Source organism: Stenotrophomonas terrae (assembly GCF_039674165.1).
In the GTDB taxonomy this organism is placed as follows: domain Bacteria; phylum Pseudomonadota; class Gammaproteobacteria; order Xanthomonadales; family Xanthomonadaceae; genus Stenotrophomonas; species Stenotrophomonas terrae_A.
Map to the genome: position 1 here is coordinate 1 of NZ_JBDJMY010000031.1, position 21,595 is coordinate 21,595.

At 64.7% G+C, this 21,595-nt stretch carries 16 protein-coding genes; 10 read left to right on the forward strand and 6 right to left on the reverse strand.

Annotated elements, in window-relative coordinates; genetic code table 11:
* Window positions 1-329: 329 nt before the first annotated feature.
* Window positions 330-2,390, reverse strand: a complete 2,061-nt coding sequence (locus tag ABE493_RS13360; protein WP_346499404.1) for a putative bifunctional diguanylate cyclase/phosphodiesterase — start codon at window positions 2,388-2,390, stop codon at window positions 330-332.
* 132 nt (window positions 2,391-2,522) lie between these two features.
* Between ABE493_RS13360 and radA the strand changes: the two genes are divergently transcribed.
* Window positions 2,523-3,905, forward strand: a complete 1,383-nt coding sequence (gene radA / locus ABE493_RS13365; RefSeq protein ID WP_346499405.1) for a DNA repair protein RadA — start codon at window positions 2,523-2,525, stop codon at window positions 3,903-3,905.
* A gap of 223 nt (window positions 3,906-4,128) precedes the next feature.
* Here radA and ABE493_RS13370 read toward each other — a convergent pair whose 3' ends face one another.
* Entirely contained in the window at window positions 4,129-4,920 is a 792-nt protein-coding gene (locus ABE493_RS13370) for a cytochrome C assembly family protein (RefSeq protein ID WP_346499406.1), read from the reverse strand.
* Between the two features lie 110 nt (window positions 4,921-5,030).
* On the opposite strand from ABE493_RS13370, the gene ffh reads away from it, so the two are divergent.
* The 4 genes from ffh to ABE493_RS13390 are packed head-to-tail and all read left to right on the forward strand — an operon-like array spanning window position 5,031 to window position 8,542.
* The gene (ffh, locus tag ABE493_RS13375; RefSeq protein WP_346499407.1) at window positions 5,031-6,410 is read left to right on the forward strand and encodes a signal recognition particle protein; all 1,380 of its coding nucleotides are present in this window, start codon (window positions 5,031-5,033) and stop codon (window positions 6,408-6,410) included.
* Between the two features lie 6 nt (window positions 6,411-6,416).
* Window positions 6,417-6,644, forward strand: a complete 228-nt coding sequence (locus tag ABE493_RS13380) for a hypothetical protein (protein WP_346499408.1) — start codon at window positions 6,417-6,419, stop codon at window positions 6,642-6,644.
* A 33-nt stretch (window positions 6,645-6,677) separates the two neighbouring features.
* Window positions 6,678-7,751, forward strand: a complete 1,074-nt coding sequence (locus ABE493_RS13385) for an NAD(P)H-dependent flavin oxidoreductase (RefSeq protein ID WP_346499409.1) — start codon at window positions 6,678-6,680, stop codon at window positions 7,749-7,751.
* A complete protein-coding gene (locus tag ABE493_RS13390) occupies window positions 7,748-8,542 on the forward strand; it encodes an aminotransferase class IV (RefSeq protein WP_346499410.1) in 795 nt (264 codons plus the stop codon). The genes ABE493_RS13385 and ABE493_RS13390 overlap by 4 nt, the downstream gene beginning before the upstream one ends.
* A 72-nt stretch (window positions 8,543-8,614) precedes the next feature.
* On the opposite strand, the gene ABE493_RS13395 is transcribed toward ABE493_RS13390, so the two are convergent.
* From ABE493_RS13395 to ABE493_RS13410, 4 genes are all read right to left on the reverse strand, one after another.
* Complete coding sequence (locus ABE493_RS13395; RefSeq protein ID WP_346499411.1) at window positions 8,615-9,235, reverse strand: HD-GYP domain-containing protein; 621 nt, start codon at window positions 9,233-9,235, stop codon at window positions 8,615-8,617.
* Window positions 9,236-9,331: 96 nt separating this feature from the next.
* Window positions 9,332-12,946, reverse strand: coding sequence for a transcription-repair coupling factor (mfd, locus tag ABE493_RS13400; protein WP_346499412.1), 3,615 nt, complete (start codon window positions 12,944-12,946; stop codon window positions 9,332-9,334).
* A gap of 139 nt (window positions 12,947-13,085) precedes the next feature.
* Window positions 13,086-13,631 (reverse strand): GNAT family N-acetyltransferase, encoded by a 546-nt coding sequence (locus ABE493_RS13405; RefSeq protein WP_346499413.1) that lies wholly within the window; start codon window positions 13,629-13,631, stop codon window positions 13,086-13,088.
* Between the two features lie 96 nt (window positions 13,632-13,727).
* Window positions 13,728-14,585 (reverse strand): 23S rRNA (adenine(2030)-N(6))-methyltransferase RlmJ, encoded by an 858-nt coding sequence (locus ABE493_RS13410; protein ID WP_346499414.1) that lies wholly within the window; start codon window positions 14,583-14,585, stop codon window positions 13,728-13,730.
* Window positions 14,586-14,735: 150 nt separating this feature from the next.
* Between ABE493_RS13410 and creB the strand changes: the two genes are divergently transcribed.
* From creB to ABE493_RS13435, 5 genes are all read left to right on the forward strand, one after another.
* Window positions 14,736-15,437, forward strand: coding sequence for a two-component system response regulator CreB (gene creB, locus ABE493_RS13415; protein ID WP_346499415.1), 702 nt, complete (start codon window positions 14,736-14,738; stop codon window positions 15,435-15,437).
* Window positions 15,438-15,440: 3 nt separating this feature from the next.
* The gene (creC, locus tag ABE493_RS13420) at window positions 15,441-16,877 is read left to right on the forward strand and encodes a two-component system sensor histidine kinase CreC (RefSeq protein WP_346499416.1); all 1,437 of its coding nucleotides are present in this window, start codon (window positions 15,441-15,443) and stop codon (window positions 16,875-16,877) included.
* Window positions 16,878-16,959: 82 nt separating this feature from the next.
* Window positions 16,960-18,306 carry a cell envelope integrity protein CreD gene (gene creD, locus ABE493_RS13425; protein ID WP_346499417.1) on the forward strand — a complete coding sequence of 449 codons (1,347 nt, stop codon included), beginning with the start codon at window positions 16,960-16,962 and terminating at the stop codon, window positions 18,304-18,306.
* Window positions 18,307-18,373: 67 nt separating this feature from the next.
* Window positions 18,374-18,787 (forward strand): hypothetical protein, encoded by a 414-nt coding sequence (locus ABE493_RS13430; protein ID WP_346499418.1) that lies wholly within the window; start codon window positions 18,374-18,376, stop codon window positions 18,785-18,787.
* Between the two features lie 825 nt (window positions 18,788-19,612).
* Window positions 19,613-21,205 (forward strand): M20/M25/M40 family metallo-hydrolase, encoded by a 1,593-nt coding sequence (locus ABE493_RS13435; RefSeq protein ID WP_346499419.1) that lies wholly within the window; start codon window positions 19,613-19,615, stop codon window positions 21,203-21,205.
* Window positions 21,206-21,595: the final 390 nt, after the last annotated feature.

A 21,595-nucleotide genomic window follows, 5' to 3' on the forward strand; every position in this document is an offset into this window, starting at 1 on the left:
CATTGTGTTTTTTGTTTTTGTTTCGTGACGATCCATGCTCGGCAGATGCCTTCCCGACAAAGCTTTGGCCTGCAGGCGTTTGTTGGAGCGGCGTACGCCGCGAAGCTGACGTCCGTTACGTGATCGTTTCCTCTGGGATCTGCTGACCCATCAGCTTCGCGGCTTACGCCGCTCCTACAACTGCTGACGAAATTTTAGGAAAGCCTCTGCCGAGCATGGCTCGGCACTACCGTTTCGTTGCTTGTGCCGAGGGCGTAGGGGAGGGGCTCTGCGCTGATGGTCTTCGAGCTTCGCGGCTTATGCCACTCCCACAAAGAAGAAAAGCCGCTTCAGCTGTTGCTGCTGATGAACTCGGCTGCTGCCATCGGCCGGCCGAGGTGGTAGCCCTGCAGTACGTCGCAACCCAGCGCGCCGAGGAACTCGCGTTGCGCCTCAGTTTCCACACCTTCGGCAACCACCTGCAATTGCAGCGAACGCCCCAGCGCTATGATCGAAGACACAATCGCCGCATCTTCGGCGTTGTGTTCAAGATCACGTACAAAGGCGCGATCTATCTTCAACTCGGCGGCCGGCATGCGCTTGAGATAGAGCAGGCTGGAATAACCGGTGCCGAAGTCATCGATGGCAATGCGCACGCCCATCGCGGTCAGGGCTTCGAGCATCTGCAGGCTGGCGTCCACGTCCTTCATCGCGGTGCTTTCGGTCACTTCCAGGGTCAGCTGGCGGGGGTCCAGGGCGTGCCGCTGCAGTGCAGCGCGCACGGTCTCCACCAGCGTAGGTGAGGCGAACTGCAGCGGCGACAGATTGACCGCCATCGACCAGTCCGCATTGCCGGCGTCATGCCAGGTACGCAACTGCGCACACGCGGCATCCAGCACCCATTCGCCGATGGGAATGATCAGGCCGCTGCGCTCGGCGATGGGAATGAACACGTCCGGTGACAGCATGCCCAGCTCCGGGTGGTTCCAGCGCAGCAGCGCTTCAGCACCGTTGGCACGGCTGCCGCCGGCGGGGAACTTGGGTTGGTAGTGCAGCAGCAGTTCGTTGCGGGCGATGGCGCGGCGCAGGTCCTGCAGCAGGCGCAGACGCTGGCGGGTGCCGGCCTGCATGGTCGAGGTGAAGAACGCATGGCCGTTTCGCCCACTCTGCTTGACGTGGTACATCGCCGCGTCGGCATGCGCCATCAGCTCGCGTTCGCTGCTGGCATCCTCCGGGTACAGGGCGATGCCGATGCTGGTGCTGACCAGCAGCTCGGCGTTGTCGATCAGGAACGGTTCGTTGATGGCGGTGCTGATCTGCTCGGCCATCAAGGCCGCGTCATCGGGTGAGTCGATGGCCATCACGATCACGAATTCGTCGCCGCCGAGCCGGGCAAAGGTGTCCTGGTTGCGCAGCAGCGTGCTGACCCGTTTGCTGAACTGCACCAACAGGCGGTCGCCGAGCTGGTGTCCGTAGGCATCGTTGACGTTCTTGAAGCCGTCCAGGTCGCAGAACATCAGCGCCAGGCCGAATTCACGGCGCGCGGCCTTTTCGATGGCACGCTCGATACGGTCCTGCAGGAGGACGCGGTTGGGCAGCTGGGTCAGCGGATCGTGCAGGGCGGCCTGCACCAGTTTTTCGTTGGCGTTTGCCAATGAGTGGGCCAACAGGCCGGTGCGCAGGCGCATCTGTCCGTCGAAAACCGAGGCCAGCAGCGCGACCGTCAGCGTGGCGATGGTGGTGACGATGACCAGCCCGGCAAGCAGGTGGGTATCCAGCCCGCCATCACTGATGGCACCGCACATGGCGCCGGCTGGGAACCGCGCGGCAGCCATGCCGGTGTAATGCATGCCGACGATGGCCACGCCCATCACCAGCGACGCCAGCAGGCGCATCGGCAGCAGCCGTTTCTGCTGATGGCGCAGGCGCTGGGCGATCCACAAGGCGGCAGCCGAAGCGCCGATGGCGATCAGCAGCGAGGCGCTGAACCACCACGGGTCGTAGTCGATGCCCGGCTGCATCCGCATTGCCGCCATGCCGATGTAGTGCATGGCGGCGATGCCCAGGCCCATCAGCACCGCGCCAGCCAGCAGGCGCGCGGCCGACAGCCGCTGCCGCGAGACCAGCCACAGCGCATACATGGATGCAGCGACCGAGGCCGCCAGCGAACAGCCGGTGAGCAGCAGGTCGTAGCCCACCGGGATGGGCAGCTTGAAGGCGAGCATGCCGATGAAGTGCATCGACCAGATGCCCAGCCCCATTGCTGCTGCGCCGCCCACCAGCCAGATGCGCGCCGCCCGCCGGCTCTGACTGTTGGCCACGCGCGCGGACATGTCCAGAGCGGTGTAGGCGGCAAGTATCGCCACCAGCAACGAGACGACAACGAGGCTCTGGTTGTAACTGCCGATCATGCGAATTCCTGGAACGTCGAGACGGGGCAAAGCCCCGCTTGCATAGCGGCAGCATCGGCAGGGACTTTAGTTGTCGCAGCCTTTGCGACATCGGTGGGCTATCCTGCGTCGCTAACGCAGATAGGAATTTCCATGGCCAAGACCCGCAGCGCCTACGTCTGCAGTGAATGCGGCGCCGAGTACAGCAAGTGGCAGGGCCAGTGCACCGAGTGCGGCGTTTGGAACGTGCTCAGCGAGATCGTGCTGGAAACCGCGGCCGCCGCCAAGGCACCGGCGTCGCGCCGCAGCGGTTGGGCCGGCAAGGTGGAAGCGCCCAAGATCACCGCGCTGAAAGACGTGCAGCAGACCGAACATCTGCGCGTGTCCACCGGCATCGGCGAGTTTGACCGGGTGCTGGGCGGCGGCCTGGTGGAAGGCGCGGTGGTGCTGGTGGGCGGTGATCCGGGTATCGGCAAATCCACGCTGCTGCTGCAGGCCGTGGCCAAGATGGCGGGCACGCTGCCGGTGCTGTACGTCACCGGTGAGGAATCGCTTTCGCAGGTGGCCGGCCGCGCGGTGCGCCTGGATCTGCCGCTGGAAGGCATCAACGCGCTGGCCGAAACCGGCGTCGAAAGCATCCTGCAGCATGCGATGAAGTCAAAGCCCAAGTTGATCGTCGCCGACTCCGTGCAGACGCTGTGGACCGAGGCGCTGACCGCCGCGCCCGGCTCGGTCAGCCAAGTGCGCGAGAGTGCGGCACGGCTGGTGCGTTTTGCCAAGGAAACCGGCACCGCCGTGTTCCTGGTCGGCCACGTCACCAAGGAAGGCGGCATCGCTGGCCCGCGTGTGCTGGAGCACATGGTCGATGCGGTGCTGTATTTCGAAGGTGAAAGCGGCAGCCGCTTCCGCATCCTGCGCGCTTTCAAGAACCGCTTCGGCGCGGTCAATGAGCTGGGCGTGTTTGCGATGGGCGAGAAGGGGCTCAAGGAAGTCCCCAATCCGTCGGCAATCTTCCTGTCCGGTGGCAGCACCCGCCAGCCCGGCAGCTGCGTGATGGTGACCCGCGAGGGCACCCGGCCGTTGTTGGTGGAAGTGCAGGCGCTGGTTGATTCCTCGCCGCTGTCCAATCCACGGCGCGTGGCGGTGGGCCTGGAGCAGAACCGCTTGGCGATGCTGTTGGCGGTGCTGCATCGCCATGGTGGCGTGCTGGTCGGCGATCAGGACGTATTCGTCAATGTGGTCGGCGGCATCCGCGTGCAGGAAACCGCGGTGGATCTGCCGGTGCTGCTGGCGGTGCTGTCCTCGCTGCAGGACCGGCCCTTGGCGGAGAAGACCATTGCCTTTGGGGAAGTGGGTTTGTCCGGTGAGATCCGGCCGGTGCCGAACGGCGAGGATCGCCTGCGTGAGGCCGCAACGCATGGTTTCAAGCGCGCGATCGTGCCCAAGGCCAATGCACCCAAGGCCGGTGCGGTGAAGGGCATGGAAGTGATCGCGGTGGAGCGGCTGTCGCAGGCGCTGGAAGCCGCGATGGAATGAGCAGCGACTGTAGTGCCGAGCCATGCTCGGCAGGGGCCTTACCAACGATCCAGCTTGTGGGAGCGGCGTAAGCCGCGAAGCTGATGGTCGATCCGATCCAAAGGTGCCTGTAATTTCATTGCTGCCAGCTTCGCGGCTTACGCCGCTCCCACAAGATGCAGGTGGGCCGATGCTTTGCTGGGAAGGCCTCTGCCGAGCATGGCTCGGCACTACAAGTCAGGTCTCAGCCGCGGCCCAGTACCAGCTCGATCACGAACTGGCTGCCGAAGAAGGCAAGCAACAGCAGCGCCATCGCGGTCAGGGTCCAGTGCACGGCCTTGCTGCCGCGCCAGCCGTAACGGCGGCGGCCAATCAGCAAGGTGCCGAAAACGATCCACGACAGCACGCTGAGCACGGTCTTGTGCACCAGCTTCTGCGCCAACAGGTTGTCGACGAACAGCACGCCGGTCAGCAGGGTCAGGGTCAGCAGGCAGAAACCGACCGTGATCGTGCGGAACAACAGGGTCTCCAGGTCGGCCAGCGGCGGCAGGGCGCGCAGCCACGGGCGGAAGTCGCGGCGGCGCAGCGCCCGCTCCTGCAGCCACAGCATGATCGCGAGCAGGGCCGCCACGCTCAGCGTGGCGTAGGCCAGCAGCGCAAGCCAGGCGTGGGTAGCCAGGCGCCAGCCGAGCAGCTTGCTCGGCGCATGGCCGTAGCCGTGGTAGGCCAGTAGCAGGATCGCCGCCATCGGGAATACCACCACGCCCAGCGCGGACATCCGCCCGCGTGCGCCGACCACGGCGGTCAAGGCCGCCATGCCCAGCCCGACCAGCGACAGTGCCGCGAAGAAGTGCATGTCCGGGCCGCCGGCGGTTTTCAGCGCCACCATCAGGTGGTAGCCGGCGTGCAGCAGCACCGCGCCGATGGCCGTTGGCAGCCAGTTGCGCGGCGGTGGGCTGCCGTCCCCGGCCAGCCCACGGACCAGCAGGGCGGTGGACACCAGATAGAGCAGGGCGGCGATGAGAACGATTGTCATCGATGCAGTTTCGCATACAGGCCCGCCGCTGGCGACGTGAACCGGCGGCGATGGCGACTGGCCGCTATACTTGCTGTCTCTGTTTCCACGATTTCCGCAGGTTCCGCCGCATGTTCGAGTCACTGACCCAGCGCCTTTCCGGCACCATCGAGCGCCTGCGCGGCCGCGGCCGCCTGACTGAGGAAAACATCCGCGAGGCCACCCGCGAGGTGCGCATCGCCCTGCTTGAGGCTGACGTGGCCCTGCCGGTGGTGCAGGCGTTGATCGAAAAGATCAAGGTCCGCGCGGTCGGCCAGGAAGTCCTCAAATCGCTGACCCCGGGCCAGGCCCTGATCAAGGTCGTGCGCGACGAGCTGACCGCCGTCATGGGCTCGCAGGCCACCGACCTGAACCTCAATGTGCCGGCGCCGGCCATCATCCTGATGGCAGGCCTGCAGGGTGCGGGCAAGACCACCACGGTGGGCAAGCTGGCCAAGCACCTGAAGGAAAAGCGCAAGAAGAAGGTGATGGTGGTTTCCGCCGACGTTTACCGTCCGGCCGCCATCGAGCAGTTGAAGACCCTGGCCGAGCAGGTCGATGTGCTGTTCTTCCCGTCCAGCCCGGACCAGAAGCCGGTGGACATCGTGCGCGCCGCCATCGATGACGCACGCAAGTCGTTCGTCGACGTGCTGTTGGTCGATACCGCCGGCCGCTTGGCCATCGACGAAGCGATGATGGCCGAGATCAAGGCCCTGCACGCTGCGGTCAACCCGGCCGAAACACTGTTCGTGGTCGATGCCATGACCGGCCAGGACGCGGCCAACACCGCCAAGGCCTTTGGTGAGGCGCTGCCGCTGACCGGCGTGGTGCTGACCAAGACCGACGGTGATGCCCGTGGCGGCGCCGCGCTGAGCGTGCGCTACATCACCGGCAAGCCGATCAAGTTCACCGGCACCGGTGAAAAGGTCGACGGCCTGGACGTGTTCCACCCGGAGCGCGTGGCCAGCCGCATCCTGGACATGGGCGACGTGCTGTCGCTGGTGGAGCAGGTTGAGCAGCAGGTCGACAAGGACAAGGCGCAGAAGCTGGCCGAGAAGGTCGCCAAGGGCAAGAAGTTCGATCTGAACGACATGCGCGACCAGCTGGAGCAGATGCAGAACATGGGCGGCATTGGCGGCCTGATGGACAAGCTGCCGGGCCTGGGCCAGATCCCCGAGCACCTCAAGGCGCAGGTCAGCCAGAGCAAGGAAGTGCCGCGCATGATCGCCATCATCGGCTCGATGACCAAGAAGGAGCGTCGCAACCCGGGCCTGCTCAATGGTTCGCGTCGTGCCCGCATCGCGCGCGGCTCCGGCACCCAGCCGGCCGACGTCAACAAGCTGATGAAGCAGTACATGCAGATGGAAAAGATGATGGGCAAGCTGGCCGGTGGCGGCATGAAGGGCATGATGCGCAACATGAAGGGCATGCTCGGCGCCATGGGTGGCAAGGGCGGCCTGCCGTTCCGTTGAGCGCGCTTGGTTGAAGCGCGCTGGTTGCTGCAGAACGCCGCGTGTGCGATCTGCGGCAACCTCACTCGCTCGGGCGCCGCAATGGCGCCTGCAGTGGACGAAGCGGGTGCCGGCATCGGCCGCTCGCTTTTTCAGGTGGATTTCACCGCCGATGACGGCCAGTATGTGAACTCCACTATCAACCAAGAGATGGACTGCCAGCTGGTGCGTCCCTACGCCCTCTCGTTTGCTTGAGTTGGGGCCGGCCCCGGCGGCACAGTCACCGCCATGCACAACGCGATCATCTCCGCCCGCACCGAGGCGTTCTGTCAGCGTTTTGGTCTTGAACTACCGATCCTGTTGGCACCGATGGCTGGCGCCTGTCCGCTGCCGTTGTCGGTCGCTGTCGCCAATGCCGGCAGCATGGGCGCGATGGGCGCGGTGCTGTCCACGCCCGAACAGATCAGCCAATGGATGGATGCCTTCGCCCAGCAGTCGCAGGGCCCGGCGCAGGTGAATCTATGGGTGCCGGATCCGGCGCCACGGCGTGATCCCGCTGCTGAAGCGGCGACCCGCGATTTTCTTGCACAGTGGGGGCCGCCGGTGCCGCTGGCCGCCGGCGATGCCGGCCCGGCGGATTTCCAGGCCCAGCTCGACGCGCTGATTGCCGCACGCCCGGCGGTGGCCTCGACCATCATGGGCCTGTTCTCGCCTGCACAGGTGGACAGCCTGCATGCGGCTGGCATTGCCTGGTTCGCCTGCGTCACCACCCTGGATGAGGCGCTGCAGGCGCAGGCCGCCGGCGCCGATGCGGTGGTTGCGCAGGGCATGGAGGCCGGTGGCCACCGTGGCGCGTTCGACGCAGCGCAGGCCGAACGGCAGACCATCGGTCTGTTCGCGCTGCTGCCACGTCTGGTCGACCGCCTGCAGATACCGGTGATTGCCGCCGGTGGCATTGCCGATGGACGCGGCGTTGCCGCAGCGTTGATGCTCGGTGCCAGCGCGGTGCAGGTGGGTACCGCGTTTCTGGCTGCCGAAGAATCCGATATTCCCGCCGCCTGGAAGCAGGCGCTGGCGTTGGCGGAACCGGAAGCCACCCGTGCTACCCGCGCCTTCAGTGGCCGGCTCGGTCGGGCGTTGGAAACCGCCTATGTGCGCGCAGCGGAAGCTCCGGGTGCGCCGCCTCCACAGCCGTATCCAGTGCAGCGTGGCCTCACCGCCGGCATGCGCCGCCAGGCCAATACCGGCAACACGCTGGAAGCAATGCAGGCCTGGGCAGGGCAATCGGCATGGATGGCCAAGCGCGCGCCAGCCGCGCAGATACTGCGTTCGATGTGGGCACAGGCGCAGACGCTGCCATGACGGTGCTGTTCTGCAACGGTCAACTCGCCGATGCCGGGGCACTGAGCGCCGCGCTGGTCAATTACGGCCACTTCACCTCCCTGCAGGTTCGCGACCATGCGGCGCAGGGTTGGGCGCTGCATCAGGCCCGTCTGCAACAGGGCACGCAGGAGCTGTTTGCTGTTGAATTCGACGCCCCCCAGGTACTGACGTGGTTGCGGCAGGCGTTGCTGCAGCTGGATGCAGGCGATGCCTCGGTACGCATCACCGTGTTCTCGCGACAGTTCGATTTCCGCCATCCGCTGCGCACGGTGCCGGTAGATGTGCTGATCGGCATCGGCGCGCCGGCACAGGTCTCGCCGCAGGCGCGCACGGTGTTGCCAGTGCCGTATCAGCGTGACCTGGCGCATATCAAGCACGTGGGCACGTTCCCGTTGTTCCAACTGCGCCGGCAGGCCTTGCAGCAGGGTTTCGACGATGCGTTGTTTGTCGACGCGCAGGGACGCATCAGCGAGGGCACAACCTGGAACCTGGCGTTCTGGGACGGAGCGCAGGTGTATTGGCCGCAGGCCCAGGCGCTGCGTGGCAGTGCCGAGCGTTTGCTGATGGATGGTTTGGGCGTGCTGGAGCAGCCGCAGTTGCCGCTTGAAGTACGGCTGTCGGACCTGTCGCGGTTCAGTGGCGCGGTGGCGTTCAATGCCTCGGGTATCTGGCCGTTGGCGGCCATCGGCGAACAGCGGCTGCAGCAGTCGCAGGCCTTGCTGGATCTGCTCAGGACCGCCTTGGCGCAGATACCCTGGGCGCGGCTCTGAAGCTGCCGCGGCATCCATGCCGATCTGCCGAACGCGAAGGCCTGGATGTCGTCGGTACTGTGATGCGGCTGCTCAGGCCGCCGGTGCAGGATCGCCGCGCAGCAGTCCCATGAACTCGCCGAACAAGCGGCGATCGATCAACCGGCCGCGATCATTGGCGAGGATCTCGACTGCACGCTGGGTAGCCATCGCATCGCGATAGGGGCGATGTGAGGTCATCGCATCGAAGCCATCGACGATGGTCAGGATGCGTGATTCCAGTGGGATGTCTTCGCCCTGCAGGCCATGCGGATAGCCGCTGCCATCCCAGGCTTCGTGATGGTGGCGGATCAAGGTGGCCACAGCCTTGGCATCACTGCGGCCGGTGGCGGCGAACAGCCGCGCGCCGCGTTCCGGATGCGAGCGCATGGCGGACTTCTTGTCGTCGTCCAGCTTGCCCGGATAGAGCAGCACGTCGTCACGGATGCCGATCTTGCCGACATCGTGGAAGCGCGCGGCGAGCACGAGATGGCCGATGCGTTCCTCGGACAATTCGCAGCGTTTGCCCATGGCCTGGGCAAGCTGGGAGACGCGATCGCAATGGTGGTCGGTATAGCTGTCGCGCTGATCCAGCGCAGCTGCCAATACGTCGATGGCACAAGAGCTGTCCTCGGGTGGAAGCGACAGGCCCACAGGCGTGGTGATGGGAGACATGGGAACGGAGCCGGGGGGGACGGCTGCGAGCGTAAATGGGGGGGCGTTATTTTCAACGCCCTTCCATTTTCACGCAATCTTCACGAGATTTTTCGTTCAGGCGCGCCCGGGGTGCAGCGTGGTCAGCAACGCGCGTGCGGCGTTGAAACGGTCGGCACTTTCCGGCAACGGATGCTTGATGCGCAGTTTGTCGGGGCCATCCATTTGGTAGAGCTTGGGTTGCCTCTGGATTAGCTGGATCACCACCATCGGATCGATGTTGGGCTTGCTCTCGAACACGATGCGGCCACCGTTCTCGCCCAGCTCCAGCTTGCGGATGCCCAGTTCGTTGGCCTGCAGCTTGAGCTCGGCGATGGCGAACAGGTGCTTGACCGGATCCGGCAACAGGCCGAAGCGATCGATCATTTCCACCTGCAGCTCGCGCAGGCGTTCGCTGTCGCGTGCCGAGCTGATGCGCTTGTACAAGGTCAGGCGGGTGTGCACGTCGGGCAGATAGTCTTCCGGAATCAATGCCGGTACATGCAGCTCGACTTCGGCGCCGCGCGGTTCTTCGCCGGCATCCAGATCGGGCAGCTTGCCGGATTTGATCGAGCGCACCGCACGTTCCAGCAGCTCGGTGTACAGGCTGAAGCCGATCTCGGCCATCTGCCCGCTCTGGTCCTCGCCTAGCAACTCGCCGGCACCGCGGATTTCCAGATCGTGGGTGGCCAAGGTGAAGCCGGCACCCAGCTCGTCCATCGAGGCGATGGCATCCAGGCGCTTCTGCGCGTCGGGGGTGATCGAGCGCTTGTCCGGCACCAGCAGGTAGGCATAGGCGCGGTGATGCGAACGACCAACGCGGCCACGCAGCTGGTGCAGCTGCGCAAGGCCGAAGCGGTCGGCTCGGTTGATGATGATGGTGTTGGCGTTGGGGATGTCGATACCCGACTCGATGATGGTACTGGCCAGCAGCACGTTGAAACGCTGCTTCTGGAAATCCAGCATCACCCGCTCCAGCTCGCGCTCGGGCATCTGCCCATGCGCCATGCCGATGCGGGCTTCGGGCACCAGCTCGGACAGCTCGCGCTGCATGCGGCCCATGCTTTCCACATCGTTGTGCAGGAAGTACAGCTGGCCGCCACGCGACAACTCACGTTGGAAGGCTTCCCGCAGCTGCGCGTTGTCCCAGGCGGTGATGAAGGTCTTGACCGCAAGACGGTTCGGCGGCGGGGTGGCGATGATGGACAGATCACGCAGCCCGGCCATGGCCATGTTCAAGGTGCGCGGGATCGGCGTTGCGGTGAGCGTCAGCAGATGCACGTTGGCACGCATCGCCTTGAGTGCTTCCTTCTGGCGCACACCGAAGCGCTGCTCTTCATCGACGATGACCAGGCCCAGGTCCTTGAACTTAACGTCCGGCTGCAACAGCCGGTGCGTACCGATGATCACATCGATGGTGCCGGCGGCGACCTTGTCCAGTTCGGCCTTGATTTCCTTGGTGCTCTTGAAGCGCGACAGCACTTCCACCCGCAGCGGGTAATCGGCGAAACGGTCGCGGAAGTTGCGGTAGTGCTGTTCGGCCAGCAGCGTGGTCGGCACCAGTACCGCGACCTGCTTGCCGCCACTGGCCGCAGCGAACGCGGCGCGCAGTGCAACCTCGGTCTTGCCGAAGCCGACGTCGCCGCAGACCACGCGGTCCATCGGCTGGCTGGACTGCAGATCGCGCAGCGTGGCTTCGATCGCGGCCTGCTGGTCGGGGGTTTCCTCGAACGGGAAGCCGGCCGCGAACGGTTCGTACATGGAACGGTCGATATCCAGCGCCAGGCCGGCGCGGGCGCGGCGACGGGCCTGGATTTCCAGCAATTCGGCGGCAACGTCGCGGACTTTTTCGGCGGCCTTGCGCTTGGCCTTGGCCCATTGCTCGCCACCGAGCGAATGCAGCGGCGCGGTTTCCGGCGAGGCACCGGAGTAGCGGCTGATCAGGTGCAGCTGAGCGACCGGCACATACAGGCGGTCGCCCTTGGCGTATTCGATCTCGAGGAATTCGCCGGGCATGCCGCCCACGTCCATCGCGATCAAACCACGGTAGCGGCCGACACCATGATCCTCATGGACGATGGGCGCGCCTTCGGTCAGCTCACCCAGGTCACGGATGATCGCCTCGGGCTCACGCCCGGCCCGTCGCGTACGCCGCGCCTGGCCAGCACGTTCGGGGAACAGCTGGCGCTCGGTAAGCACGGCAAGTGCCGGCTCGCTGAGCGCGAAACCGTCATCCAGCGGCGCAACGGTAATGGCGAACCTGCTGAGCCCCGCTTTGCTCTTAAGCCCCTCTCCCGCCTGCGGGAGAGGGGTTGGGGTGAGGGCGCTCTTGTTCTTGCTTTGTTTTTCGCCATCCGATCCTTCAGCCACCCCCGTCTTCGCGGGGGCAGGCCCGTTGTTCCCCCCGATGGGGGAAGGAAGAAAGTCGTTGAAGCTCGCCACAACCTCAGGCCGCAGATCAGCCGCCTGCAGCACTTCCAACAACGCCTCACGCCGTCCCGGCGAATCGGCCGCGATCAGCACCCGGCCAGGGTAGTGTTCGATGAAGGATTTCAGCGCCTGCCCAGCCGGCGCATCCTTGGCGGCTACCGGCAACGGCGGCAGCGGCTGGTCGCCCAGGGCCTGCGCCTCGGCGATGCGCGGATGATCGGCCGCCCACACTTCCACGCGCGGCAGCTTGTTGAGCTGCTCGCGCAGGCTGTCCGGCGACTGGTAGATCTCTTCCGGCGGCAGCAGCGGCCGTTCGATATCGTGGCGGCGCTGCTCGTAACGGCTGTTGGTCTGCAGCCAGAACGCAGCGGACGACTCACCCACACCGACGCCAAGCACGGTCATGAAACCGTCCGGCAGGTAGTCGAACAAGGTCGCGGTCTGGTTGAAGAACAGCGGCAGCATGTATTCGATGCCCGAAGGCAGCAGGCCGGCTTTCAGATCCTGGTACAGCGGGCTGCGCCGGGTATCCACGTCGAAGCGTTCGCGCAGCGTGGCCAGCACCTTGTTGAGGCTGGCCTCGTCCATCGGCACTTCGCGACCGGGCAGCATCTTCACCGCAGTCACTTTTTCCAGCGAGCGCTGCGATTCCGGGTCGAACTCGCGGATGGAGTCGATGTCCTCGTCCAGCAGTTCGATGCGCAACGGCGCATCGGCGCCCATTGGATAGACATCGAGCAGGCCGCCACGCACCGCGAAATCACCCGGGTCCATCACCTGCGCGACGTTGCGGTAGCCGGCGCTTTCCAGGCGGCGCTTTTCAGCGTCCATGTCCAGGCGCTGGCCGACCTTCAGGTCGAAACTGCCGCCAACGATGTAGCTCAGCGGGGCCAGACGTTGCAGCAGGGTCTGTACCGGCACAACCACGATGCCTTGTTTCAGCGTCGGCAAGCGGTGCAGGGCGGCAAGGCGCTGCGAAATGATGTCCGGGTGCGGGCTGAACTGGTCATAGGGCAGCGTTTCCCAATCCGGGAACGGCACCACCGGCAGCGGGCTGTTTGCCCCCAGCAGCGTCTGCAGGTCAGCCACCAGCTGATGCGCGCTGTGGTTGTCGCGGGTAACCAACAGCAACGGCTTGTCATGCGCCTGCGCAGCGCAGGCGACATGCCAGGCCAGCGCGCTGCTGGAAGCCGGAGCGCGCCACCAGGCGCGGAGCTGGCCCGAACGGGGCAGCGGCGGAATGGGGTAGGTGATAGACGACATGAACCGCGAATTTTACCAGATGCGACCTTGTCGCCTCGTTGAGCGTGGTCTGGCTTATGCGCGTCGGCCGCCCGCAGGGCCGGCCGGAAAGCCGACAGGCGCCTTGCCGGCGCCTGTCGTGCAAGCGTGAAGCCCGGGGCTAGTTGGCCAGTTCCAGCACCATCCGCACCAGCCCGGGGGCGGCTGCGGGGTGGGGGACCTGCTTGAAGCCCAGCGATGCGGCCAGTTGCAGCATTGGCTCGTTGTCCTGGGCAATGTCGCCGTACAGGCGGTCCAAATACTTGCCGCGTGCCCATTTGACCAGCTTGCGCATCAGCTGGCGGCCCAGGCCCTGGCCGGCCAGGAAGCGGCTGACCAGGATGGCGTACTCGGCATCGCGGGTGCCGGGAATGATGGAGGCGCGGGCGACAGCGCCTACCAATGCCTCGCCCGGAGGCAGCGGCTCGGCCGCCACCAATGCGATTTCGGTCTTTGGATTGGGGTGGGTCAAGCGCTGGGCCGTCTCATCGGATAGCGATTCGACCGACTGCAGAAACTTGTCGCGCACCTCTTCCGGCCCGAACAGGGCAAATGCGCCCTGCAGCGGTGCACCGTCTTCGGGGCGTATCGGCCGGATCAGCAGCTCACGGCCGCTGGGTGCCTTGAAATTTTCATGCCACGGGGGCATGCGATTGCGAGTGGCCATGACTACGTTTCCTCCAAAGTCGCCTGATTCTGTCACCGCGGGTGCTATGTACTGTGAACGCGGTCAAAAGCAGGTGCAGACTGCCGGGGACGCCCGTCATTCGGGCGTCTTGAGCCACTCCATCCGAGTCGATGCGCCGGTTTCGCCCAGATACTGCTTCAGGACGGGCAATGCCGGGGCCAGCACCTTCTCAAACTGCCATGGCGGGTTCAGCAGCAGCATCCCGCTACCATTCAGACGCAAGGGAGAGTCATCGGGCCGCACCATCAGCTCGGTGATCAGCGCCGACTTGGCCGGCAGCGAGGCCGCCTTGCGGAAAAACGGCTGCAGGGTGCGGCGTTGTTTGATCGGATACCAGACCGCGCACTGTGCCTGCGGCATGCGCGTCAAAATCTCACGCAGCGTTGAGATGATTTGCGGATACTCGGCATCCTGCACTTCGTACGGCGGGTCGATCAGCACCAATGCCCGGCCAATCTTGGTTTCGCCGCTTTTGGGCGGGATGAAGGCGCGGATGGCCTCGTAGCCATTGCCAGCGTGCACCTGTACCCGGCGGTCGTGGGCAAACAGCTGCTTGAGCGCAGCGACTTCGTCCTTCTGCAGCTCACAGGCGGCCATGCGGTCCTGTTCGCGCAGGGCGCGGGCGGCCAGCAGCGGCGAGCCGGGGTAGGAAATCAGCGCACCGACCGGGTTGTCGGCCTGCACGGCCCGCAGGTACTGCTCCACCACTTCCGGCAGGGACGGGGTGGTCATCAGCCGCAGCACGCCGTCATCGATCTCGGCGGTTTTGCGGCTTTCCTCGGCCGACAGCAGGTAGCGGCCGCGGCCGGCATGCGTGTCCAGCACGAAGAACGGCGAGTCCTTGTGCTTGAGTGCGTCGATCATCGCCAACATGACGATGTGCTTGAGAACGTCGGCGTGGTTACCGGCGTGGAAGGCGTGGCGATAATTCATCGGCGAAGTTTACGGGCTGCAGCGTTGCGTGCGCGTTTTGATTGCCGTGGCGGGTGACCGGCTGCCCGCTGGCGGGGGTTTCAGGCGCCTGTCCACCGCCACCGCCAGGGCAGGGCTGGTGTCTGCGGCAAGGGCGGCTATGCTGATGCAATGTCCAGCCAACCTGCCCGGGTACTCGTCGTCGAAGACGAGGCCGCCATCGCCGACACCCTGCTTTATGCGCTGCGCAGCGAGGGCTACAGCGCCAGCCATTGTGCGTTGGGCCGTGAGGCCCTGGCGCTGCTGCGCCAGGACGGGGCCGATGTGGTGGTCCTGGATGTCGGCCTGCCCGACCTGGGCGGCTTCGAGGTCTGCCGTGAACTGCGCACTTTCAGCCAGGTGCCGGTGATCTTCCTGACCGCCCGCAACGATGAGTTCGACCGCGTACTGGGGCTGGAACTGGGCGCCGATGACTATGTGACCAAGCCCTTCTCGCCGCGCGAGATGGTGGCACGGGTGCGTGCGCGCCTGCGCCGTGCCGCCCCCGCTGCGCCGGTCGCGGCCGAGCCGGGTGGCTGGAAGCAGCTGGGCCGCTTCGGCATTGACCAGGAAGGCCGGCGCATCCGCTACGAGGAAGTATTGCTGGACCTGACCCGCTACGAATACGCCTTGCTGGCGGCGCTGCTGCAGCGGCCCGGGGCCATCCTGAGCCGGGCGCAGCTGATGGAACGCGGCTGGGACCACACCAGCGACAGTACCGACCGCACGGTCGATACCCACGTCAAAACCCTGCGCGCCAAGCTGCGTGCGGCCGGTGCACAGGGCGAGCCGATTCGCACCCATCGTGGCGTCGGCTACGCGCTGGATGTGTGACTGATGCGGCTGGGGCTGAAGATATTTTTGGGATTCTTCCTGATTGTCGGCATCGCCGCGTTCTTCGTGATGCGGGTGTTCGTCAATGAGGTGAAGCCCGGCGTGCGCCAGGCCATGGAATCCACCCTGGTGGATGCGGCCAATGTGCTGGCGGTGATGGCGGCACCGGATCTCAAAGCCGGGCATATCGGCGATGGTGACTTCGCCGCGCGCCTGGCCACTGCCCAGCGCCGCGATCCCAAGGCGATGGTGTGGCGCTTCCCCAAGCGCAGCATCGACTACCGGGTGACGGTGACCAATGCGCAGGGAATAGTGGTTTACGACTCGCGCGGGCAGGACGTGGGCCGCGACAACTCACGCTGGAATGATGTCTACAAGACCTTGCGCGGTGAGTATGGCGCGCGCTCCAGCCCGGAAATTCCGGGCGAAGAAATCAATACCGTGATGCATGTGGCGGCGCCGATGTACGACCCGGCCGACGGCCGCACCCTGATCGGCGTGCTGACGCTGTCGCAGCCCAATGACACCATCGATCCCTTCATCGTTGCCAGCCAGCGCGCCATAATCGCGCGCGGCGCGTGGTTGATCGGCTTGTCGGCGTTGATCGGCCTGCTGATGACCTGGTGGCTGTCGCGCGGCATCGGCGGGCTCAGCCGCTATGCCAAGGCGGTGAGCGCCGGTGAACCGGTGCCGCCACCCAAGCGCCGCCGCGATGAGATAGGCGACCTTGGCCAAGCGCTGGAAACCATGCGCCGCAAGCTGGAAGGCAAGGCCTACGTCGAGCAGTACGTGCAGTCGCTCACGCACGAAATGAAGAGCCCGCTGGCGGCGATACGCGGTGCCGCCGAGCTGCTGCAGGAGCCCTTGCCGGAAGCCGATCGTCAGCGTTTCGCCGCCAATATCGTGCAGCAGGAACGGCGCCTCACTGAAACCATCGACCAGCTGCTGCGGCTTGCCGAAGTGGAGCAGCACGGATGGCTGCAACGGCGCAGCGCGGTGGATCTGGTAGCGGTCTGCCGCGCGCTGGCCGAGGACGCGGCGCCACGCCTGCAGGCAGGGCAGATCGAGCTGGATGCAGCGTTGCCGGAGCAGGCGCTGGTGCAGGGCGATGCCTTCCTGCTGCGGCAGGCGCTGTCCAATCTGCTGGACAACGCGATCGCGTTCTCCGCGCCCGGCGGCCGCATTGTGGTGGGCCTGCAGCGGCAAGGGCCGAACTGGCGCATCGCGGTACGCGACAGCGGACCGGGCGTGCCGGAATACGCGCAGGACCGCGTGTTCGAGCGTTTCTACTCACTGGCGCGGCCGGGCAGCGGGCAGCGCAGTTCCGGCCTGGGCCTGCCGTTCGTGGCCGAGGTGGCGCGCCTGCATGGCGGCGTCGCGGCGCTGTGCAACCACCCGGAAGGCGGCGCCGAGGCCAGCCTGCTGCTACCGGCGGGCTGACTTCACATTCGCTTCAAACTCGGCACAAACCCCGTTCACCGGTCGCGTCCAAGCTGGTCCCGTTTCCACACGAGGACGGGACATGACTTCCCTGAAACTGCTGTTGCGCTTCGCCATTGTCGGCGGGCTGGTGTTGTTGCTGCTGATTCCCCTGGTGCTGATCCGCAGCACCATCAACGAGCGTGAGCGTTACCGCGACGAGGCGGTCGAACGGGTGTCGCAGAGCTGGGCCGGCGAGCAGTCGTTGATTGGCCCGGTACGGGTGCTGCCGTGGACCCAGCAGCGCGAAGTTGAAATTCCCGCCGAAGGAGACAAGCCGCGCCGGACCGAGCTGCGTGTTGAAGGCGGCTATGACCTGCAGATGCCGACGCGCTTGAACGTGCAGGGCAATATGCGCACCGATGAGCGCACCGTGGGGCTGTTCAAGGTGCCGGTCTACAACTGGCAGGCCAAGCTGCAGGCTGAGTTCGCCGAAACCAGCTATGTCGCGGTGCCGGGGCGGACCTATGGCAACCCGTATCTGGCCATGGGCATCTCCGACGTACGCGGTCTTGTTGGCACGCCGAACCTGCGCGTCGACGGCCGAGCGATCCAGTTGAAGCCGGGCGCCGGGGTATTGGAGGGAACTTCCAAGGGCCTGCATGCAACGCTGTCGCCACTGCCGGACTCGATGCAGGGCGTGTTGCGCGAGGGCAGCAAGGTGGAACTGGAATTCGTGCTTGGCGGCACCCGTTCGTTGGCGATTGCGCCGGTGGGTGACGATACCCGGGTTTCCTTGTCTTCGACCTGGCAGCACCCGTTGTTCGGCGGCAGCTTCCTGCCCAACGAGCGCAGCATCGATACCAGCGGTTTCAAGGCGGAGTGGGCGGTGTCTTCGCTGGCGTCGGCGGCGCAGTCGCAGCTGGCTCAGGCCATTCGCAGTGACGGCAGCAATGTCGAGGTCCTCAACGTGGCCCTGGTGGACCCGGTGGACACCTATACGCAGGTGGACCGGGCCAGCAAGTACGGCATCCTGTTCGTGTTGCTGACCTTCGTTGGCTTTGCGTTGTTCGAGCTGATCAAGCAGTTGAAGATCCACCCGCTGCAGTACCTGCTGGTGGGCCTGGCGTTGGCGATCTTCTTCCTGCTGCTGTTGAGCCTGTCCGAGCAGATTGCGTTCTGGCAGGCGTATCTGATCGCGGCGGCGGCCTGTATAGGCCTGCAGGGTTTCTATCTGAGCGGCGTATTGCATAGCTGGAAGCGCGGTGTCGGCTTCGCGACGATGCTGACGATGTTGTACGGCGTGCTGTATGTGCTGCTGGTCTCGGAGAACAACGCGTTGCTGATGGGCTCGCTGCTGCTGTTCGGCATCCTGGCGGCGATCATGTGGATCACCCGCAAGGTGGATTGGTACGAGCTGAGCAATCGTGCGGTGAACAAGCAGGCTTGATTGGACGGTTGCGATGACGGGGCGGGGTGGCATTGGCCATCCCGCCTCTTTCGTAAGGAGGAATGACATGAATCGTGCATTGATCCATCGCCGTGCGCAGCGTTTGTTGCCGGCGGGTATCGAGACCTGCGGCTTGTTGCACTTCGGCATGGCACCAGGGCAGGTGGAGCGGGTGTTGCTGGGCAGTGTGTTTGCAAGTGAGCAGGCGCAGGGGGTTGTGGCGCTGCGCTTGTCGTTGTCGACGGCGTTGGCGATCCGGCGCAAGGGGCTGCGGTATTTCGAGGCTGGGGATTGGGTGTATTCGGCGTTTGCGGCGGGTTGTTCGCTGGATATTGATGACGATGTGTGCGGGACGACAGTGGCTATGGACGCGCTGCCGAAGACGCATGGGGCTGGGTATTCGGCTGTTGCTCAAGATGGCCGCTCATGGTTTGTGGTGCTGCCGGTGGAGCGGATGGTGGTTTACGGGTGGTGGGAGTGAGGGGCGGTTGGCGGCAGCAAGCCGGGCTGCATAACGATTCCCTTCTCCTGCTTGCGGGAGAAGGTGCCCGATGGGCGGAATGACCCTTCAGCAAGTGGGGCTGCATGACGCTTCCCTTCTCCTGCTTGCGGGAGAAGGTGCGCGGAGGGCGGAATGACGCTTCAGCAAGTGGGGCTGCATGACGCTTCCCTTCTCCCGCTTGCGGGAGAAGGTGCCCGGAGGGCGGATGAGGGGAGCTTTTAGCTTTGGTGTTGCTGCTGGCTATAGTCGAGGTGGAGCCGGAGCCGGAGCGGGAGCTTTCACTCCCCTGCGGGGAGCGAGTTACTTTTCTTTGCTTGTGCAAAGAAGAAGTAACCAAAAGAAAGCACACCCTGCCTCCGCGCCCACGCCGCTACGCGACGCGGGTCCACTCCGCTGGCAGGATTTTTCGACGATACATCCCTGTATCGTCGAAAAACGACGTGCGTCCTGCACGTCGCCCCGTGCGGGGTCTTGTCCGCCAGCTCCGTCGCTGCGGAAGGGGCCCGGTAAGTCAAAGGCGGGAGCAACAGCAAAGGCAACAGCAAGAGCAACAGCAAGAGTCGCAGCAAGAGCGGCAGCAAGAGCAGCAGCAACAGCAACAGCAGCAGCGAGAGCAGCAACAGTCAGAGCAATGGCCGTGATCGGCAAAGTCGGGTGCAGCCAGCGCTGGCGCAAGTGCTGGCGACCCTGCGGACTGAATCGCGCCGTTATAGCTGAACCATGACCATTGGCCGACTCGGCAGCTGCAGTTCACTGGCTAGACTCGACGCTTTGTTGGCAATTGGGCCTTAGGCCGGGGAAAGCATGATCAAGCGGGGATTGTTGGCGTTGTGCATGGGTTTGGCGGTGAGCGCTACGGCGCAGGCGGCTGAGCAGGTGGATCTGGACATGGTCAGCAAGATCCGCCAGGAAGCTTTCCATCGTTCGCAGGTGATGGATACCTTCAGCCATCTGACCGAAACCATCGGCCCGCGCCTGAGTAATTCGCCGGCCATGACCCAGGCCAATGCCTGGAGCCGTGGCAAGTTCAACGAGTGGGGCCTGGTCAATGTGCACGACGAGGCCTTCGAGGACTTCGGCCGTGGCTGGGAGTTCACCTCGGCCAGTGTCGAGATGCTGGGCCAGCGCGTCCAGCCGCTGCATGCCCTGCCCAAGGCGTGGACGCCGGGCACCAATGGCGCGGTGGAAGGTGAGCTGATCCAGGTCGATATCAAGAAGCTGGCCGACCTTGAGAAGTACAAGGGCAAGCTGCGTGGCAAGATCCTGCTGCTGGGTGATGCGCGCGAATACAAGCGCGGCACCGAGTCCGATTCGCACCGTCACGATGCAACCTCGCTGGAAGGCCTGCAGGCCTTCACCATTCCCAAGACGGCGGAAGAGGACCGCGCAAAGCGGCTCAAGGAGTTCAACGAGCGGCAGGAGCTGACCAAGGCGGTCAATGCGTTCTTCATCGAAGAAGGCGCGCTGGCGTCGATCAGCATCAGCGGTTGGGACAACGGCATCATCCGTGTGGCCGGCGGTGGTTCGCGCAAGGCTGGCGAGTCGGTGGGCATTCCGGAACTGGCAATGATCGCCGAGCATTTCAATCCGCTGGTGCGGGCACTCAAGGACAAGCAGACGGTAACGCTGCGGGTCAACGTGGATGCGCGCTTCACCGACGACACCAATCAGCCAGGTCACAACACGCTGGCCGAGATCCGTGGCAGCAGCAAGGCCGACGAGATCGTGATGCTGGGCGCGCATATGGACTCCTGGCACACCGGCACCGGCGCCGCTGACAACGCTGCGGGCGTGGCGGTGATGATGGAAGCGATGCGCATCCTCAAGGCGGTGGGCGCCAAGCCCAAACGCACCATCCGCGTGGGTCTGTGGAGTGGTGAGGAGCAGGGCCTGATTGGTTCGCAGGCATATGTGGCGCAGCATTTCGCGCGTTACCCGGAGCCGACCGATGCGGTGCAGAAGGCGCTGCCGGCGTCATTGCGTGAGCCGACCGGTCCGCTGCAGAAGCTGCGTGATTACGACAAGTTCCAGGTCTACTTCAACATGGACAATGGTTCGGGCCGGTTCCGTGGCATCTATGCGCAGGAAAACATGGCGGCGATGCCGATCTTCGAGGCATGGTTGAAGCCGTTCAATGATGTGGGTGCGACCACGGTGGCCACGCGCAATACCGGCAGCACCGATCACATCAGTTATGACCGGGTGGGTCTGCCGGGCTTCCAGTTCATCCAGGATCGTCTGGATTACTTCAGCAATGTGCATCACAGCCATCTGGATACCTGGGATCACGCCGAGGCGGAGGATCTGAAGCAGGCGGCGGCGATTGTGGCGTCGTTCGTTTACAACGCTGCGATGCGCGAGGAGCGGTTCCCGCGCAAGCCGTTGTTGGAGAAGTGAGTCTGGCAGCTGGCGCGTAGTGCTGATTTGGGAAGGGCCGCTTTGCGGCCCTTCTGCTTTTGGGGCAGAGCAAGCAATGCTCGATGTCTCCCTTCTCCCGCTTGCGGGGGAAGGTGCCCGAAGGGCGGATGGGGGGAGCTTTGGCTCTTGTTGTTGCTGGCGCTTTGTTGTCTCGTTGACAAGCAAGATCAAGATCAAGATCAAGAGCTTTCGCTCCCCTACGGGAACGAGTCACTTTTCTTTGCTTGTGCAAAGAAGAAGTAACCAAAAGAAAGCACACCCTGCCTCCGCGCCCACGCAGCTACGCAGCGCGGGTCCACTGCGCTGGCAGGATTTTTCGACGAGACATCCCTGTCTCGTCGAAAAACGACGCACATCCCTGTGCGTCGC

Excerpts from the sequence above, each read along its gene's own strand:
- ABE493_RS13360 (WP_346499404.1), bottom strand. The coding sequence starts at position 2,390 with ATGATCGGCAGTTACAACCAGAGCCTCGTTGTCGTCTCGTTGCTGGTG.
- radA (WP_346499405.1), top strand. The coding sequence starts at position 2,523 with ATGGCCAAGACCCGCAGCGCCTACGTCTGCAGTGAATGCGGCGCCGAG.
- ABE493_RS13370 (WP_346499406.1), bottom strand. The coding sequence starts at position 4,920 with ATGACAATCGTTCTCATCGCCGCCCTGCTCTATCTGGTGTCCACCGCC.
- ffh (WP_346499407.1), top strand. The coding sequence starts at position 5,031 with ATGTTCGAGTCACTGACCCAGCGCCTTTCCGGCACCATCGAGCGCCTG.
- ABE493_RS13385 (WP_346499409.1), top strand. The coding sequence starts at position 6,678 with ATGCACAACGCGATCATCTCCGCCCGCACCGAGGCGTTCTGTCAGCGT.
- ABE493_RS13390 (WP_346499410.1), top strand. The coding sequence starts at position 7,748 with ATGACGGTGCTGTTCTGCAACGGTCAACTCGCCGATGCCGGGGCACTG.
- ABE493_RS13395 (WP_346499411.1), bottom strand. The coding sequence starts at position 9,235 with ATGTCTCCCATCACCACGCCTGTGGGCCTGTCGCTTCCACCCGAGGAC.
- mfd (WP_346499412.1), bottom strand. The coding sequence starts at position 12,946 with ATGTCGTCTATCACCTACCCCATTCCGCCGCTGCCCCGTTCGGGCCAG.
- ABE493_RS13405 (WP_346499413.1), bottom strand. The coding sequence starts at position 13,631 with ATGGCCACTCGCAATCGCATGCCCCCGTGGCATGAAAATTTCAAGGCA.
- ABE493_RS13410 (WP_346499414.1), bottom strand. The coding sequence starts at position 14,585 with ATGAATTATCGCCACGCCTTCCACGCCGGTAACCACGCCGACGTTCTC.
- creB (WP_346499415.1), top strand. The coding sequence starts at position 14,736 with ATGTCCAGCCAACCTGCCCGGGTACTCGTCGTCGAAGACGAGGCCGCC.
- creC (WP_346499416.1), top strand. The coding sequence starts at position 15,441 with ATGCGGCTGGGGCTGAAGATATTTTTGGGATTCTTCCTGATTGTCGGC.
- creD (WP_346499417.1), top strand. The coding sequence starts at position 16,960 with ATGACTTCCCTGAAACTGCTGTTGCGCTTCGCCATTGTCGGCGGGCTG.
- ABE493_RS13430 (WP_346499418.1), top strand. The coding sequence starts at position 18,374 with ATGAATCGTGCATTGATCCATCGCCGTGCGCAGCGTTTGTTGCCGGCG.
- ABE493_RS13435 (WP_346499419.1), top strand. The coding sequence starts at position 19,613 with ATGATCAAGCGGGGATTGTTGGCGTTGTGCATGGGTTTGGCGGTGAGC.